Source organism: Solidesulfovibrio sp. DCME, assembly GCF_049995385.1.
In the GTDB taxonomy this organism is placed as follows: Bacteria; Desulfobacterota; Desulfovibrionia; order Desulfovibrionales; family Desulfovibrionaceae; genus Solidesulfovibrio.
In genome coordinates this window covers 2,649,976-2,664,795 of the sequence record NZ_CP188261.1, presented here as the reverse complement: position 1 = coordinate 2,664,795, position 14,820 = coordinate 2,649,976, and the positions used below count along the sequence as shown (strand labels likewise).

9 protein-coding genes are annotated in these 14,820 nt (G+C 68.5%); 2 read left to right on the top strand and 7 right to left on the bottom strand.

Going from position 1 to position 14,820, the window contains the following annotated elements:
* Positions 1 to 44 precede the first annotated feature (44 nt).
* The 7 genes from recD2 to ACP59X_RS11530 all read right to left on the bottom strand — a co-directional run bounded on the left by recD2 (position 45) and on the right by ACP59X_RS11530 (position 9,249).
* Positions 45 to 2,237 (bottom strand): SF1B family DNA helicase RecD2, encoded by a 2,193-nt coding sequence (gene recD2, locus ACP59X_RS11560; RefSeq protein ID WP_428569682.1) that lies wholly within the window; start codon positions 2,235 to 2,237, stop codon positions 45 to 47.
* Between the two features lie 14 nt (positions 2,238 to 2,251).
* Positions 2,252 to 2,866 carry a recombination mediator RecR gene (gene recR, locus ACP59X_RS11555; protein ID WP_428569678.1) on the bottom strand — a complete coding sequence of 205 codons (615 nt, stop codon included), beginning with the start codon at positions 2,864 to 2,866 and terminating at the stop codon, positions 2,252 to 2,254.
* Positions 2,867 to 2,998: 132 nt separating this feature from the next.
* A complete protein-coding gene (locus ACP59X_RS11550; RefSeq protein ID WP_428569674.1) occupies positions 2,999 to 3,310 on the bottom strand; it encodes a YbaB/EbfC family nucleoid-associated protein in 312 nt (103 codons plus the stop codon).
* A 25-nt stretch (positions 3,311 to 3,335) separates the two neighbouring features.
* Entirely contained in the window at positions 3,336 to 5,309 is a 1,974-nt protein-coding gene (gene dnaX, locus ACP59X_RS11545) for a DNA polymerase III subunit gamma/tau (RefSeq protein ID WP_428569671.1), read from the bottom strand.
* Positions 5,310 to 5,360: 51 nt separating this feature from the next.
* On the bottom strand, positions 5,361 to 6,290 hold the full coding sequence (locus ACP59X_RS11540) for a branched-chain amino acid transaminase (protein WP_428569668.1): 930 nt from the start codon (positions 6,288 to 6,290) through the stop codon (positions 5,361 to 5,363).
* Positions 6,291 to 6,462: 172 nt separating this feature from the next.
* Entirely contained in the window at positions 6,463 to 8,250 is a 1,788-nt protein-coding gene (locus ACP59X_RS11535; protein ID WP_428569666.1) for a methyl-accepting chemotaxis protein, read from the bottom strand.
* Positions 8,251 to 8,448: 198 nt separating this feature from the next.
* The gene (locus ACP59X_RS11530; RefSeq protein ID WP_428569663.1) at positions 8,449 to 9,249 is read right to left on the bottom strand and encodes a tetratricopeptide repeat protein; all 801 of its coding nucleotides are present in this window, start codon (positions 9,247 to 9,249) and stop codon (positions 8,449 to 8,451) included.
* Positions 9,250 to 9,444: 195 nt separating this feature from the next.
* Here ACP59X_RS11530 and ACP59X_RS11525 point away from each other — a divergent pair, with 195 nt between their 5' ends.
* Both ACP59X_RS11525 and ACP59X_RS11520 read left to right on the top strand, forming a co-directional pair.
* The gene (locus tag ACP59X_RS11525) at positions 9,445 to 10,731 is read left to right on the top strand and encodes an HD-GYP domain-containing protein (RefSeq protein WP_428569660.1); all 1,287 of its coding nucleotides are present in this window, start codon (positions 9,445 to 9,447) and stop codon (positions 10,729 to 10,731) included.
* Positions 10,732 to 10,849: 118 nt separating this feature from the next.
* Positions 10,850 to 14,734, top strand: a complete 3,885-nt coding sequence (locus tag ACP59X_RS11520; protein ID WP_428569657.1) for a class I adenylate cyclase — start codon at positions 10,850 to 10,852, stop codon at positions 14,732 to 14,734.
* Positions 14,735 to 14,820 lie beyond the last annotated feature (86 nt).

Here is a 14,820-nt window from a genome sequence, read left to right as displayed (position 1 = left end):
GCCGACCGTCCCGAGGCATGGCCGGGCGAGGGCCGGCGTTGTCGTTACAGCGCATTGAAAAGCTCCCGAAGCCGATGGTTGAGATGGGTGTAGCGCCTGTCGCCGCCGGCATTGCGCAGCCCCAGCAGCATGGCCCGCTTGCTGCCGATCAGCACGGCCAGCCGCCGGGCCCGCGTCAGGGCGGTATAGATGAGGTTTCGGCGCAACATGACGTAATGCTGTGTCAATATGGGGACGACCACGGCCGGGTACTCGCTCCCCTGGGATTTGTGGATGCTCACGGCATAGGCCGGGGCCAGTTCGTCGAGTTCGGTGCGGTCGTAGCTGACGTTGCGCCCGTCGAAGGAAACCACCAGCTCCCCTTCCGACGGGTCGACCTCCACGATATGGCCCAGGTCGCCGTTGAAGACGTCCTTTTCATAATCGTTTTTCGTCTGCAACACCCGGTCGTGCAGGCGAAAGCGCGTCGTGCCGCGCGTGATTTCCGGCCCCTTGGGATTAAGGCGCTCACGCAGGGCCTCATTGAGGGACTGGGTGCCGGCCTCGCCCTTGTGCATGGGCGAGAGCACCTGCACGTCGCGCAGGGGGTCCAGGCCGTAGACCCGGGGGATGCGCTCGGTGACCAGCGTGGCGATCATGTCCCGCACGCTGGCCGGGTCGTCCTGCTCCACCCAGAAAAAATCCGCTTCCGGCGGCTGCCGGTCGCAGGTCAGGGGAAACTGGCCCTGGTTGACGCGGTGGGCGTTGACCACGATCATGCTCTGCTTGGCCTGGCGAAAAATCTGGGTCAGCCGGGCGCTGCCCACGGCCTGGCTGCCGAGCACGTCGGCCAGGACGTCGCCGGCGCCGACCGACGGCAACTGGTCGGCGTCACCGACCAAAATCAGGCGGGCCGTGAACGGCAAGGCCCGCAGCATGTGGGCGCAAAGCCTGGCGTCGAGCATGCTGACCTCGTCGACAAGCAGCACGTCGGTCTTGAGCTTGTTGTCCTCGCACAGGGCAAACGAGCCGTCCGGCGTGGACTGCAGCAAGCGGTGCAGCGTGGCGGCCGGGAAGCCCGTGGCCTCGGCCAGCCGCTTGGCCGCCCGGCCCGTGGGCGCGGCAAGTTTGACTTTTAGCGAGAGCTTGTCAAGGGCGGCCACCACCATGCGGGTGATGGTGGTCTTGCCGGTGCCCGGGCCGCCGGTGATGACGAAGACCTTCTCGGCGCAGGCGTCCACGGCGGCTTGGCGCTGCTCGGGGGAAAGCTGGAGGCGGGCCTCGGATTCGAGCGCCGGCAGGAGCTTTTCCACCTTGCCCCGCAGGTCGGCCCCGGGATGGCTGGCCAGGTCGTGCAGGCGCCTGGCGATCTCGACTTCCAGGGCGTAGAAATGGCGCAGGTAGACGGCGGCCTCGATATCCTGGGCCGGCAGGGCCTCGACCTTGACCCGTTTGAGGGTTTCGAGTTGGCCCAGGGCCTCGTCGAGGCGGCCGATGGAGACGCCTTCGATCATGGCCGCCGTTTTTTCAAACAGCACGTCGCGGGGCACGAACAAATGCCCCTGCTCGCCCATGGTGAACAGCATGTAGACCAGGGCGGCCTGCACCCGCTCGGGGCTGTCCGGGGCGAACCCCAGGCGCAGGGCCATGGCGTCGGCGGTCTTAAACGCGATGCCGCGGATCTCGTAGGCCAGCTCGTAAGGGTTGGCCCGGATGCGCGCCTCGGCGGCGTTGCCGTAGAGCTTGAAGATTTTGCCGGCGTGGGTCGTTGCGATCTCGTGGGTCTGCAGAAACAGCATCAACGAACGGACCTCGTGCTGGGCCGTCCACGATTCCACGATCTCCTTGAGCTTTTTTTTGCCCAGGCCTTCCACGGCCAGGAGCTTTTCCGGCTCCTTGTCGAGGATCTCCAGGACCTTTTCGCCGAAGGCGTCGACCATGCGCGTGGCCAGCACGCCGCCCACGCCCTTGATCATGCCCGAGGCCAGGTAGCGGCGGATGCCGTTGACGGTGGCCGGCATCTCCCGGGCGCAGGCCGTCACCTGGAACTGGCGGCCGTACTTGGGGTGGGTGGCCCAGGTGCCGGTTACGCGCAGCATTTCCCCGGGCGTGAGCTTGCCCAGGTGGCCGACGATGGAAAAGGGGCCGGGCTCGTCCTTGGAGCGCACCTTGGCGATGCAGTAGTTCGTGCCTTCGTTGAAGAAGGTGACGGTCTGCACCTCGGCGGACAGTTCGGTGGGTTGCGCCGCAACGGCCATCCTCGGCAGTCGTCCTACAGGTCCTGGCGGTAACGCAGGGATTGGGACAGGGTTTCCTTGTCCACGTACTTGACCTCGGCCCCAAGGGGAATGCCCTGGGCCAGCCGCGTCAGGCGCACCCTCGGGAACTCCCGGGCCAGGAGGTTTTTGATGTGCGAGGCCGTGGATTCGGCCGCAAGCGTGGCCCCCAGGGCCAGGATGCACTCGGTCACCGCCCCCTCGGCCAGCCGGGCGCGCAGCGCGTCCAGGCGCAACTGGCCGGCGCCGACCCCCTCCAGGGGATCGAGCAGGCCGCCGAGGATGAGGTAATAGCCCTTAAACTGGGCCGTTTCCTCAAGCAGCATGACCGCGTCCCACTGGGGCACCAGGCACAGCTCGGCCGGCGAGCGCGTGGGGTCGGCGCAGATCGGGCAGACCGGGTCCTCGGACAGCCCGAAGCAGCGCCGGCACAGGCACAGCCGCTCGCGCAGGCGCAAGATGGCCTCGCCCAGGGTTTCGGCCCGGCCGCGCGGCCACTCGAGCAGCGTCATGGCCACCTTGAGGGCCGACTTGGGGCCAAGCCCGGGCAACCGGGCCAACTGTTCCACCAGCTCGGCCAGCGGAGCCGGCAATGTCGTACGCACCGCCATCTTAGTTCACTTCCATCCTCACCCGACGAGAACTCGCCCCTTCCTCCCCCTTCCAGGGGGTCCGAGGGGGATGATCCCCCCCGGTGGAGAGGTCCAGGAGAGGCGGCGCCTCTCCTGGCCGCCGGAGGCTTCCTAAAATAACCCCGGCATCTTGATGCCGCCGGTGAGCTGGCCCATTTCGGCTTCCATCATGGCCTTGGCCTTCTTGATGCCGTCGTTGACGGCGGCCACGATGAGGTCCTGGAGCATTTCCACGTCGCTCGGGTCCACGGCGGCCTTGTCGATGGCCAGGGACTTGAGTTCGTTGGAGCCGGAGACCACGGCCGTGACCATGCCGCCGCCGGCCGTGCCTTCCACGGTGCGCACTTCAAGCTCTTCTTGAAGTTTGGCCATTTTCTTTTGCATGATCTGGGCTTGGCGCACCAGTTCGTTCATGCCCTTCATGGGGGTATCCTCCGCGACCCGCGCTCTAGCGGGGTTTTCGTTCGATGATCTCGGCGTCAAAGGCCGAAAGGGCCTGCCGGACTTCCGGGCGCTCGTCGATGTAGCGCTTGAGGTCGTCCGGGGACAAGCGGTCGGCGTGGCCGTTTTCCCCGGCCTCCACGGCGATGTCCACGGGCCGGCCGAAATAGTCGGCGGCCAGGCCCGACAACACCCGCAGCTTGTCCGGGTGGCGCAGTTGGTTGACGTGGAAGGCGTTGGTGCACAGCAAGCGCAAAAGTGGCGGCTCGGCTTCGGGTTCGTACACGCCCTTGGCCTGCTTGAGCCCGATGACCTCACCGTTTTTGACGGCAAACCGCTTGAAGCCCTCGAAGGTGGGCGGCCCGAAGGAGGCTCGCGGCGCGCTAACCGGGCCTGGCTGGCCGGCCGCGGCCTGGGGGCCGGCCTGGGATGCGCCCGAGGCGGCCGGGGCCGGGGCCGGGGCGGACGCAGCGGCGGACGGCGCCTGCCAGGCCGGGCGCGGCGCCCCTGCCTGGGCCGGGGCCGGGCCGGGGGCCGGGGCGGTCGGCCGGGGCGGCAGGCCGGCCGGGTCACGAGGCCCGCCGTACGGGCCTTGGGGCTCGGCCGCCTCCGACAGGCCGGACGGGCCATAGTCTCCCGACGCCCCTGCCGGGCTGGACGGGCCATAGCCTCCCGACGCCCCCGCCGCACCGGACGGGCCATACGCCCCTGACGAGGGGCCGGACGGGCCATACCCCCCCGCCGCGCCGGACGGGCCATACGTCCGGGACGAACCGGACGGGCCATGGGTTCGGGCCGGGCCGGACGGCGCGCCGGGGCCGGAGGGGGCCGGCCCGCCGCCGCCCGAAGGCGGCATGGCGCAGGAGGCGAGGTTTTGCAGGGGCAGCAGGCGCGGCAGGTAGGCCAGGTTGAGCAGCATCAGCTCCAGGGACAGGGCCGGCTCCAGGCTGGTCAGCACCCGGCGCTGGCCTTCCAGGGTCATCTGCCAGCAGGCATGGATGTGGGCGGCGTCGAAGCGGCCGGCCCACTCCAGCCACAGCCCCGTTTCCTCGGCCGGCAGATCGACCACGGCCAAGCCCTTTTCCCCGGCCTGGCGCAGCAAAAAAAGGTTGCGCCACATGGCGGCCAGCTCGCGCAAAAAAAAGCCGATGTCCAGGCCCTTGTCCAGGACCTGGCGCAAGACCTCGACCACGGCCGGGCCGTCCTGGGCGTGGATGGCCTCGATGAGCCCGAAAAAGACCTCCTGGCCGGCCAGGCCCAGGACATTGCGGGCGTCGGCCTCGGTGAGTTCCGCGCCGCCCAGGGCCAGGACCTGGGCGAGCAGGGACATGGAATCCCGGACGCTGCCCGCGCCGCGCCGGGCGATGAGTTTCACGGCGGTCTGCTCGAAGGCCACGGCCTCGCGGCTCAGCAGCCCCGTCAGGTGGGCTTCGAGCTCGGCCTGGGTCAGGCGCTTGAACAGGTAATGCTGGCAGCGGCTGATGATGGTGGCCGGAAATTTGTGGGCCTCGGTGGTGGCCAGGATGAAGGTGACGCGGGCCGGCGGCTCTTCCAACGTTTTGAGCAGCGCGTTAAACGCCGCCGTGGAGAGCATGTGGGCCTCGTCGATGATGAAGACCTTGTAGCGGCTTTGAAGCGGCGCGTAGCCCACGTCTTCCTTGAGGCGCCGGGCGTCCTCGACCTTGCCGTGGGTGGCGGCGTCGATCTCGATGACGTCGGGCGAGACGCCGGCCGTGATCTGGCGGCACTGGGCGCAGACGTTGCAGGGCTCGGCCGTGGGCGCGGTCTGGCAGTTGAGGGCCTTGGCCAGCACCCGGGCCAGGGTGGTCTTGCCCACGCCGCGCGTGCCGCTGAAAAGGTAGGCCGGCGCGATCTTGTCCTCGGCCGCAGCCCGGGACAGGATGCGCTTGACAGCGTCCTGTCCGGCCACGTCGGCGAAGCGCTGGGGCCGGTATTTGGCGGTGAGGCTGGTGGTGCTCATGGGCGATGTCCGGGCGGCCCCGCCCCGGCACGGGGGGCCGCCCGGAAGGCGCTACTTCAGGCTGTAGCCGGCCAGCCAGTCGGCGTGGGCCGAGTCCTCGCCCTTGACCACCCGAAAGAAGGCGGCCTGGAGGGCCTTGGCCACGGGGCCGGCATGGCCCTCGCCGATGACGCGGCGGTCGAGCTCGCGAATGGGCGTGAGCTCGGCGGCGGTGCCGGTGAAAAAGGCCTCGTCGGCCATGTACATCTCGTCGCGGGTGAAAAGCTGTTCCACCACGTCGTAGCCCAGCTCCCGGGCCAGGGTGATGACGCTGTCGCGGGTGATGCCGCCCAGAATCGAGGTCAGGGGCGGGGTCTTGATGACGCCTTTGCGCACGATGAAGACGTTCTCGCCGCTGCCTTCGGCCACATAGCCGGTGGGGTCGAGCAGCAAGGCCTCGTCGTAGCCGTCGGCCAGGGCCTCGGTCTTGGCCAGCACGGAGTTGACGTAGTTGCCGGCGGCCTTGGCCTTGGTCATCATGACGTTGACATGGTGGCGGGTGTAGCTCGAGGTACGGATGCGGATGCCCTTCTCCAGGGCCTCGGCGCCGAGGTAGGCGCCCCAGGGCCAGGTGGCGATGGCGACGCGGATGGGGTTGCCGGCGGGGTTGACGCCCATGGAGCCGCCCGAGCCGGCGAAGACGATGGGCCGGATGTAGCCGGCGGGCATCTTGTTGGCCACGAGGGTTTCCACAATGGCGGCGTTGATCTGGTCGGGGCTGAAGGGAATGACCAGGCCCAGGGCCTTGGCCGAACCGAACAGCCGCTCGGTGTGTTCCTTGAGGCGAAAAACCGCCGAAGAGCCGTCGACGCATTCGTAGGCCCGGATACCCTCGAACACGGCGAAGCCGTAGTGCAGGGCATGGGTCAGGACGTGCACGTTGGCCTGGTCCCAGGGCATGAGCGTGCCGTCCATCCAGATGAAATCAGTGCGTAGCCCCATCTTCCTTCCCCCGTTGCTTGGCCGCCGGAACCATCCCCAAACGGCCGTGGAGTATCGCCCAGGCGTGTCGCGAGGAACGTAAACGCGGCAGTGTAGGCACTTCGCGCCGCACGGTCAAGACGGATGGCCCGGTCCAGAGGGCAGGCCGTCGAAGGCAACGATGGAAACGAACTCAGCCGAGGCCAGGCGCCAGGGCCGCCTGGCCCGCCCCGCCCAGTTCGTCGATGAGCGCGCCGAGCACCCGTGCCTGGTCGGTCAGGCCGGCCACGGCCCGGGCCGAGTGTTCCATGGCTTGGGCCGTGTCCTCGGACACCCGGTTGACGTCGGCAATGGAGCTTTCGATGGCCTCGGCCGCGGCCGACTGCTGCTGGGAGGCGGTGGCGATGGCCCGGACCTGGTCCGAAGCCGTCTCGATGAGGGAAACGATGGTGGTCAGCGCCTGGCCGGACTCGTCGGCCAGGCCCGTGGCCGACTCGATGACCTCCACGGCCTCGCGCACGCCGGTGACGCTTTTCTGTGTGCCGATCTGGACGTCGTGGATGGCCGAGCCCACCTCGGCCGTGGCGGCCATGGTCTTCTCGGCCAGCTTGCGGACCTCGTCGGCCACCACGGCGAAGCCGCGCCCGGCGTCGCCGGCCCGGGCCGCCTCGATGGCGGCATTTAAGGCCAGCAGGTTGGTCTGGTCGGCGATGTCGGAAATGACGCCCAGGATGCGGCCGATGCCCTGGGCCTTGTCGCCGAGTTCGGCCATGTCCGCGGTCAAGGCCAGGGCCTTGTCCCGGGCCTGGCCGATGCCGGACACGGCCCGGCGCACCACGGCCGATCCGGCCACGGCCCGTTCCCGGGCGTCGGCGGCGGTCTGGGAGGCCGTGGCCGCGTTTTGGGCCACATCGAGCACCGTGGCCCGCATTTCGCCCATGGAGGCGACGGTTTCCGAAAGGCGCGAGGACTGCTCGGCCGCGCCGCGCGTGGCCTGGTCGGCCTGGGCGGCCAGTTCGTCGGCGGCCCCGGACAGGGCCTCGACCACGTCCGTCAGGCGGCCGGCCGCCTGGAGCATGCCTTCGCGGCGGGCGTTTTCGGCGGCCTGGCGGTGTTCCTCGGCTTCGGCCTGGGCCAGCCTGGCCTTTTGGGCCTCGGCATCGGCCTCCTCGCCCCGGCGCCGGGCGGCGGCGATGTTCTCGGTCAGCGCCGCCAGCATGCGGCGCAGTTCCCCGGCCAGTTCGCCGATCTCGTCGCGGCTTTTAACCGACAGCCGGGCCTCGAGGTCCCCGCCGGCCACGGCCCGGGCAAAAGCCAGTTCCCGGCGCAGGGGCCGGGTGATGGACAGGGTCACGGCCGTGCCCAGGGCCACGGACACGACCAGGCAGGCCAGGGCGGCCACGACCAGCACCAGGCCCCGGCGGGAGGCCTGGGCCTTGGTCGTGGCGGCCAGTTGGTCGGCCTGGGCCCGGGCGCGTTCCTGGAGCAAATCCAGGGCCGTGGCCGCCGTGCGCATGGACAGCATGGAGGTGCCCACGGACAGGGTCAGGGCGTTGCTGCGCTTGTTTTGGGCCACGAACTCCATCACCTTGGCGTTGGTCTTGCGCCAGTCGGCCAGGGCGTCGTTGAATTTCTTCCACTGGGCCGTTTCCTCCTCGCCGGAAACGAGCCCGTCGAGCATGGACCGCCCCTGGTCCACCCGGGCCAGGGCCTTTTCCAGGTTTTCGCGCTGGCGGTCGAATTCCTTGGAATTGGCCAACTCCGGCACGAGGATGGTCCGCTCGGCCGTCTGGGCGGAAAGGAGCCCCTCTTCGACCATGCCGAGGCCGGCGATGGCCGGCAGGGCCGTGGTGGTGACCACCGACACGGCCTGGCCGGTTTCCTGCAGGCCGTGGTAGCCCAGCAAGGCGATCAAGACGGTAATCAGGGAGGTGACGATCAGGGAGGCGAACAACTTCACGCCGACCTTGAGACTGCCCATGGCCCAACTCCTCGCAGCATTTCCGCTCGGGGAATACCGAGTACGAATGGAAAAACGCGCCCAGGCGCGGCCGTTACTTCGCATTGCCGGGCGGCGGATGTCAAATAGCGAGACGGCCCGGGAGGGTATTCGGTCAAATTGGCAAAGGAGTGCCCTGGTTCACGAAAGAAAACAAAATCGTGCTCTTGCCAGGCGCGTTCAGTGCACCGGCTCTTGTGGCGGCGGCTCGGAAACCTGTTCACCCCGCAGGCGGGATTCCAGAAAGGCCATGAAGGCTTTTCCTTCCGGAAAGCCGGGGTTAAGGCGAAGGGCTTTGGTCAGCATCATCCGGGCGCTTTTCAGACGGCCCTTTTCATATTGCGTCCTGGCCATGTTGTAGAGAAGGTGCTCGTCGGTACGGCACAGGCGATAGGCCCGGCCGTAGTAGCGCATGGCCTCGTCGTACATGGCGAGCTTGCGCATCTGGATGCCGAAGTCGTTGAACAGATGTTTGTGTTCCGGTGTGAACGCGGCCTCGATACGCATGATTTTACGAAAAACGATATCGGCGTTGTCCTTCTCCTGACGCTCAAGATAGGTCAAGCCCAGGCCAAACGTGGCCTTGACGTGGTCCGCGTCCAGACGCAACACATTTTTGTATTCGAATTCGGCGGCGAACAGCTCCTGTCGCTCGCGGTGGCGGTCGGCCGCGGCCACGGACTCGTCGAGGCGCCGCATCAGCGGCACGACCTTGTTGATGTAGATGGACGGCTCGGGCAGGTAGTCGGCCAGCAGCCGTTCCTTGCTGATGAGGCGCCTGGACCCCGTGGGGATGAAATTGCGGCTGAGGCGCCAGATGGCCACCTGGCCGTCATCCTGCTCCTCGGCGTAGACGAAGACCCGCTGGTGCACGCGGCCAAGCATCCGCCTGCCCACGAACTGCTCGGTATCGGTGGAAAAGACTCCCTTGACGGGCTTGGCTCCGAGAGCCGGTGGGGCGTTTGGCGCGGGGGGTGCCATGGAATTTCGGGGGTTGTGGGCCGAGGATAACGCCTGGGCCGGGTTTGGGCAAGCCGGCCCGGCCCGGTTCGGTTGTTGGTGCCGCCAGGCGTGTTGACAGTTTTTTTTCCCGACGCGTATACCGGCAGTTGCCCACGCGGCGGGCCGGGCGTTATCGGGCCGGTGCCGCGACGGTTACCCCGCAACGAGGCCCCCATGCACATCGACGAATATCCCATCCTCGTGGAACAACTGTGCCCGGGGCTTTTCATCCGCATCGACGAACCGGGCGTCAGCCACCCCTTCCCGGCCAAGGGTTTCAAGATCGAAAGCGCCACGGACGTGGCCAAGGTCATGGCCCTGGGCCTGTCCCACGTGCTGTGCCTGCCCGAGAAGTCCGACCGGCTGCCCATCTCCCTGGAAGAGATCGACGGCATGACCGGCAAGCGGCAAAAAGGCCCCTGGAGCACCGCGCGCACCCCGGTTTCGGCCGAACTGTCCAGCCTCAAGCGCGAAACCATCGAACGCAACAAGGACCGCCTCGAACGCTTCGCCGCCTGCGAGCGCCGCTACGAAAAAGCCATGGGCCAGGTGGTCGAGGCCATCAAGAAAGTGTCCTCGCCCAATCCCGAGGTCATGGAGGCGGCCGGCGAGGTGGTCGGCCCGATGGCCGAAACGTTCCTGTCCGACCTCGACGTGCTGATTAACGTCATGACCGCCAAGATGCGCGAGGAGGCCAAGCACTACCACGCCCTCAACGTGGCCGTGCTCTCCATGATGCTGGCCAAGGAGATGGGGCTGGCCAAACGCGACATCGAGGACATCGGGCTCGGTTCCCTCTTCCACGACGTGGGCAAGGGGCGTATCCCCATCCAGCGCTTTTCCAAGGGCAACCTGCTGACCATGAACAAGGTGCTCAAGGAATACTACATGGAGCACCCCAAGATCGGCGCCCGCCTGCTCGCCGCCGTGCCCGGCTTTCCGCCGGCCGGCCAGCTCCTCGTGCTGCAGCACCACGAAAATGTCGACGGCTCGGGCTTCCCCGGCCGTCTCAAGGGCGAAGCCATCTCCCTGGGCGGGCGCATCGCCGCCGTGGCCAACCTCTACGACCGCACCCTCAACCCCAAGGAAGGCGCCGAACCGCCCACGCCCCACGAGGCCATGAAGGTCCTGTACAAGCGCCGGGCCCTGTTCGACCCCAAGGCCGTGACCATGTTCATCCGCAAGCTCGGCGTCTATCCGCCGGGCTCGCTGGTGGAGCTGTCCAACGGCATGCAGGGCATGGTCGTTTCGGCCAACCTGCGCGATTCCATGCGCCCCAGCGTCAAGGTCCACCATCCCGACATCCCCAAGCGCGAGGCGCTGATCATCGATTTGTGCATCGAAACGGAACTGGCCGTGGTCAAGGCCCTAAAGCCGGCCGAGCTCGCGCCCGACGTGCTCCAATACCTCAATCCCGGCAAGCAGGTGGCCTACTATGTCGACGTCGCCCCCAAGGCCTAGGCTTGCGCCTCGTGCCGGGCGCCGGTACGCTCCCCTAAATCGTTGCCGCTAGGCTGCCCATGCACGGATTCCCAGGATACGACACCCCCCGCCGGCCGGGGCCGCGCCGGGGCCGGCCGTGAGCCGGCCGGGCTCGCCGGCCCGGGCCATCATGCGGACCCTGCGCACGGGGCTGTCCCAGCCGCCGGGCTCCGACCTGACACCGCTTGTCCCCCTGGCCAGGCAGGCCCTGGCCTTCATCGACCGGGGCGCGGCCGACGACCCGGCCACGGCCGGCGAGGCTTCGGAGCTGGCCTTTCTGCTGGCCGCCCTGCTGGAGGCCGGGGACGAGGCCTTTGCCCGGCTGGCCTTCACCCTGCTGTTCCGCCTGGGCGTCGAAGGCGAGGTGCTCTCGGTCATCCATCTGGAAAAAATGCCTGAGGACCAGGCCATCGGCCTGCTCGGCTGCCTGGGCGACGAGGAAAAGCTCCTTTTCGTCAACGCCTTTTTCCGCCGTCCCCGGCCGGCCCGGCCGAGGACCGCCGCCTGGGGCCTGACGACGCTGGCCGATATCGTGGAGCGCACGCCCGACGAGCTGCTCATCCTGCTCGACCTGCTGGCCACCCGCCACGAATACCCGGCCTTGCCCGTACGCAACGCCCTGGTGCGCGGCCGGCTGGGCATGTGGCTTAACCGCCTGCTCCAGATGGACCTTTCCGCCGAGCAGACCCGCTACATGGCCCGCGTCGTCGGCCGGCTGCGCGAACCGACCCTCATCCAGCGCCTGGTGCCCCGCCTGGGCGAACTGGACGAGATTTCGGCCGAGACCGTCTGCCGGGCCCTGGCCGAGACGCCGGGGCTCGACGCGGCCACGGTGGCCGGCCCGTTGGAGGCCCTGTGCGGCGCGGCCGAACCTTCCCTGGCCGAGGCTGCCCTGGCCGCCCTGGCCCGTTGCGACGCCCCGCGGGCGGCCCTTGCGGCAGCGGGCCTGCTGGCCGCCCATCCCGAGCGGCTGGAGGCGCTGGCCCCTTTTTTGGCCCGGCTGTCCGTGACCGCCTTTGGCCAGGCCTTGCGCGGGCTGCCGCCGGTGCTGCGCCCAAAGGCCCTGGGCGCGGTCTACGCCACGCTGGCCGCGGCCGCGCCGCGCACCCTGTCCGTGGCCTTCCGGGCCGTGGCCAAGACGCCGGCCGCCACGCCGGAACTGGCCCGGGCCCTTGGGGACGACCTGGCCCTGCGTGCCCGGGCGGCCGCCCGCCCCTTCCCTCCCCGCCCCCGGCCGCCCCGGCCCCTGGAGAAGGAGGCGGCGCCCAAGGGGCTGTGGAAGCGGGTCAAATCCCTGGTCGCCACGCCGGGCAACGGCCAGGCCGACGACACGGCAGCCGCCCTGCGCCGGGAACTGGCCCAGGGCGGCGAGCTGCAACGGCGGCAGATCCTCTGGGCCGGACTGGACGAAGCCAGCCTGGACGGCATGCAGTTGACGCGCTGCGTGCTGCGCGCCGTGGGCCTGGCTCGGTCGACGATCACGGAGACGACCTTTTCCCTCTGCCAGTTCACGGACGTCGGTTTCGACGAGGCCAGGCTGGCCCGGGTCACGTTCCGGGGCTGCCGGCTGCACCATTGCCGCTTCTCGGGGGCGGTGTTCGAATCGGTGCGGTTCGAGGATTGCGAGTTGCGCGGCTGCGCCTTTGGCGAGGCCACGGGCCAGGACGTGGCCCTGGTGCGGGTCGAGGCCGTGGAATGCGACTTTTTCGCCGCGACCCTGGCCGGCCTGTCCCTGGACACCTGCCGTTTCCGGGCGGTGAGCCTGGTGCGGGCCGTGCCCCACGGCTTTCGTGCCCAGGGCACGCTTTTTTCCGACTGCCTGTTCGAAATGGCCGCCTTTGCCCAGTCCGCCTTCCCCGGGGCGCGCACGGAAGGCTGCTATTTCGCCGGGGCACGGTTTAGCGGATCCACCGACGAACCCGACCTCCTGGGGGCCATGGCCAAAGACGACGCCGCGGCGGTGGCCGACGCCGTGCTTTCGCCGCCCCTGCCGCCGGCCCTGATCACGGGTGGCGGCCCGCGCCTTTTGGCCGCCTGCTGCGACGCCGCCCTTTTCGCCCGCGACGTGGAGCGCCGCCGCCTGGCCATGCTGGCCGGCAACAAGCGCCGGCTGGCCTGGGCCAGGCGCCGGCTCGGCGAGGCGGGCGGCGCCTACCTGGACATGCTGCCGGGGCTCGTCGGCCTGCCCCTGGTACGCGTCTCGGCCGGCAAGGTCGCGCCGGCCCCGGCCGCCCAGGTCGCCGCCACCTTTCCCCACCTGGGCACGGCCCGGGACCTGGCCCGCCACTTCGACCTCGCCCTGGAGGCTTTGCCCCCCATCCCCACAGAGGCCATCCCGGTGGAGGCGCTCTATACCATCGGCAGCGTCGGCACCGTGGCCCAGGGCGCGGATTCCGACTGCGACGTCTGGGTCTGCCTGGGCCGGGGCGCGGCCGCGCATCCGGACATGCCGGCCTTTGCGGCCAAGCTCGAAACCATAAGCCGCCAGGCCCTGGCCGAGGTGGGCCTGGAGATCCATTTTTTCTGCATGAGCGTGGACGACATCCGGGGCAACGTCTTCGGCTATTCCGACGACGAGGGCTACGGCTCGGCCCAGGGGCGGCTGCTCAAGGAGGAATTCTACCGCACGGCCCTGGTGGTGGCCGGCCGCAAACCGGCCTGGTGGAGCCTGCCGCCGGGCCTTGGCCAGGAGGCCCATGCCAAGGCCATGGCCGGCCTGGTCCGGGTGGCGCCCGAGGCCGCGGCCGAAAGCCTGGATTTCGGCTGCCTGCTCCCCATTGCCGGGGACGAATACTTCGGGGCGTCGCTGTGGATGATCGTCAAGTCGCTGACCAGCCCCTTCAAATCCATCATCAAATTCGGGCTATTAGAGAAATACGCCGCCCATCCCGGCCAGCCCGAGCCGTTGTGCGATACCTTGAAAAGCCACATCTTCGCCAACCAGGGCGGGTTGTGGCGCTGCGACCCGTATGCCCTGCTTTTTCGGGAGGTGACGCGCTTCTACCAGGAAGACGGCCGGCCCGGGGCGGTGGAACTGTTGCGCCAGGCCTTTTTGCAAAAAACCGGCTTCGATCCCTGCGACGAATACGCCAGCCGCACCGGCGAAACGCTGCTCGACCACTATTTCCCCTACGCCCCCCCGGCCGCTGGCACCTGTCCGCCCCCGCCCAAACGCGACAGCGCGGCCGATGCCGACGGCTTCGAAAAGGCCCAGGCCCTGGGCGAGGCCATCGCCAACCATTTCCTGCGGGCCTACGAGCGCCTCAAGGAGCGCAGCAAGGCCCTGGGCAGCGGCGGCGGCCTGACCGAACGCGACCAGGCCATGCTGTCCCGGCGCATCGCCGCCAGTTTCGGCCGCAAGGTGGGCAAGGTCGTGCGCATGCCTTTCATCCGGCCGGGCCGGGACCTGTTCGCCTCCCTGGAGGTCGCCTTCGAGGAGGTCGCGGCGCGCGAAAAGGCCTTTGTCGTCCGGGCGGAACTGTCCGGCGGGGATCGCAAGGCCCGTATCAAGGAGACCGTGCGCCAGGACGTTTCCTTGCCGCGCCTGTGCGCCTGGCTGGTGGCCAACGAAATCTACCGGCCGGGCATGCACGTGCAGGCCAGCACTCTGCCGGCGCCCCTGACCCTACCTGACGTGACCGCCCTGCTGGATGCGCTGCACGTGGCCTTCCCGGTCAAGGACACCTTCGCCCCGCCCTTGTCCTGGGGGCTGTCCAAGGAGCGGATCACCCGGGCCCTGCTGCTGGTCAACTTCACGTCCCCCCGCGAGGAGCGCCAAACCGTCAGCCTGGATGTGCTCTACGCCACGAGTTGGGGTGAACTGTTCCACCTGGAGCGCACGAAAGGCCTGGACGTCTTCGACGGTTCGCCGTCGATTTTCCTGACCGAGACGGCCGGCCTGGGGCTAGACCAACACCTGGACGTGGGGATTTTCGCGCCGGCCAAATCCCAATGCGCCGCCGCCCGGGAAGCCAGGCGCTAGTGTTGCGCCCCTAAAAAATACGATCGTATTTTTTAAGAAAAAAATAATTATTCCTCGATGTTATATTTTAAAAGGCAAATGTCCCC

Coding starts and splice junctions, on each gene's coding strand:
- dnaX (WP_428569671.1), bottom strand. CDS start 5,309: ATGAGCACCACCAGCCTCACCGCCAAATACCGGCCCCAGCGCTTCGCC.
- recD2 (WP_428569682.1), bottom strand. CDS start 2,237: ATGGCCGTTGCGGCGCAACCCACCGAACTGTCCGCCGAGGTGCAGACC.
- recR (WP_428569678.1), bottom strand. CDS start 2,866: ATGGCGGTGCGTACGACATTGCCGGCTCCGCTGGCCGAGCTGGTGGAA.
- ACP59X_RS11540 (WP_428569668.1), bottom strand. CDS start 6,290: ATGGGGCTACGCACTGATTTCATCTGGATGGACGGCACGCTCATGCCC.
- ACP59X_RS11535 (WP_428569666.1), bottom strand. CDS start 8,250: ATGGGCAGTCTCAAGGTCGGCGTGAAGTTGTTCGCCTCCCTGATCGTC.
- ACP59X_RS11530 (WP_428569663.1), bottom strand. CDS start 9,249: ATGGCACCCCCCGCGCCAAACGCCCCACCGGCTCTCGGAGCCAAGCCC.
- ACP59X_RS11525 (WP_428569660.1), top strand. CDS start 9,445: ATGCACATCGACGAATATCCCATCCTCGTGGAACAACTGTGCCCGGGG.
- ACP59X_RS11550 (WP_428569674.1), bottom strand. CDS start 3,310: ATGAAGGGCATGAACGAACTGGTGCGCCAAGCCCAGATCATGCAAAAG.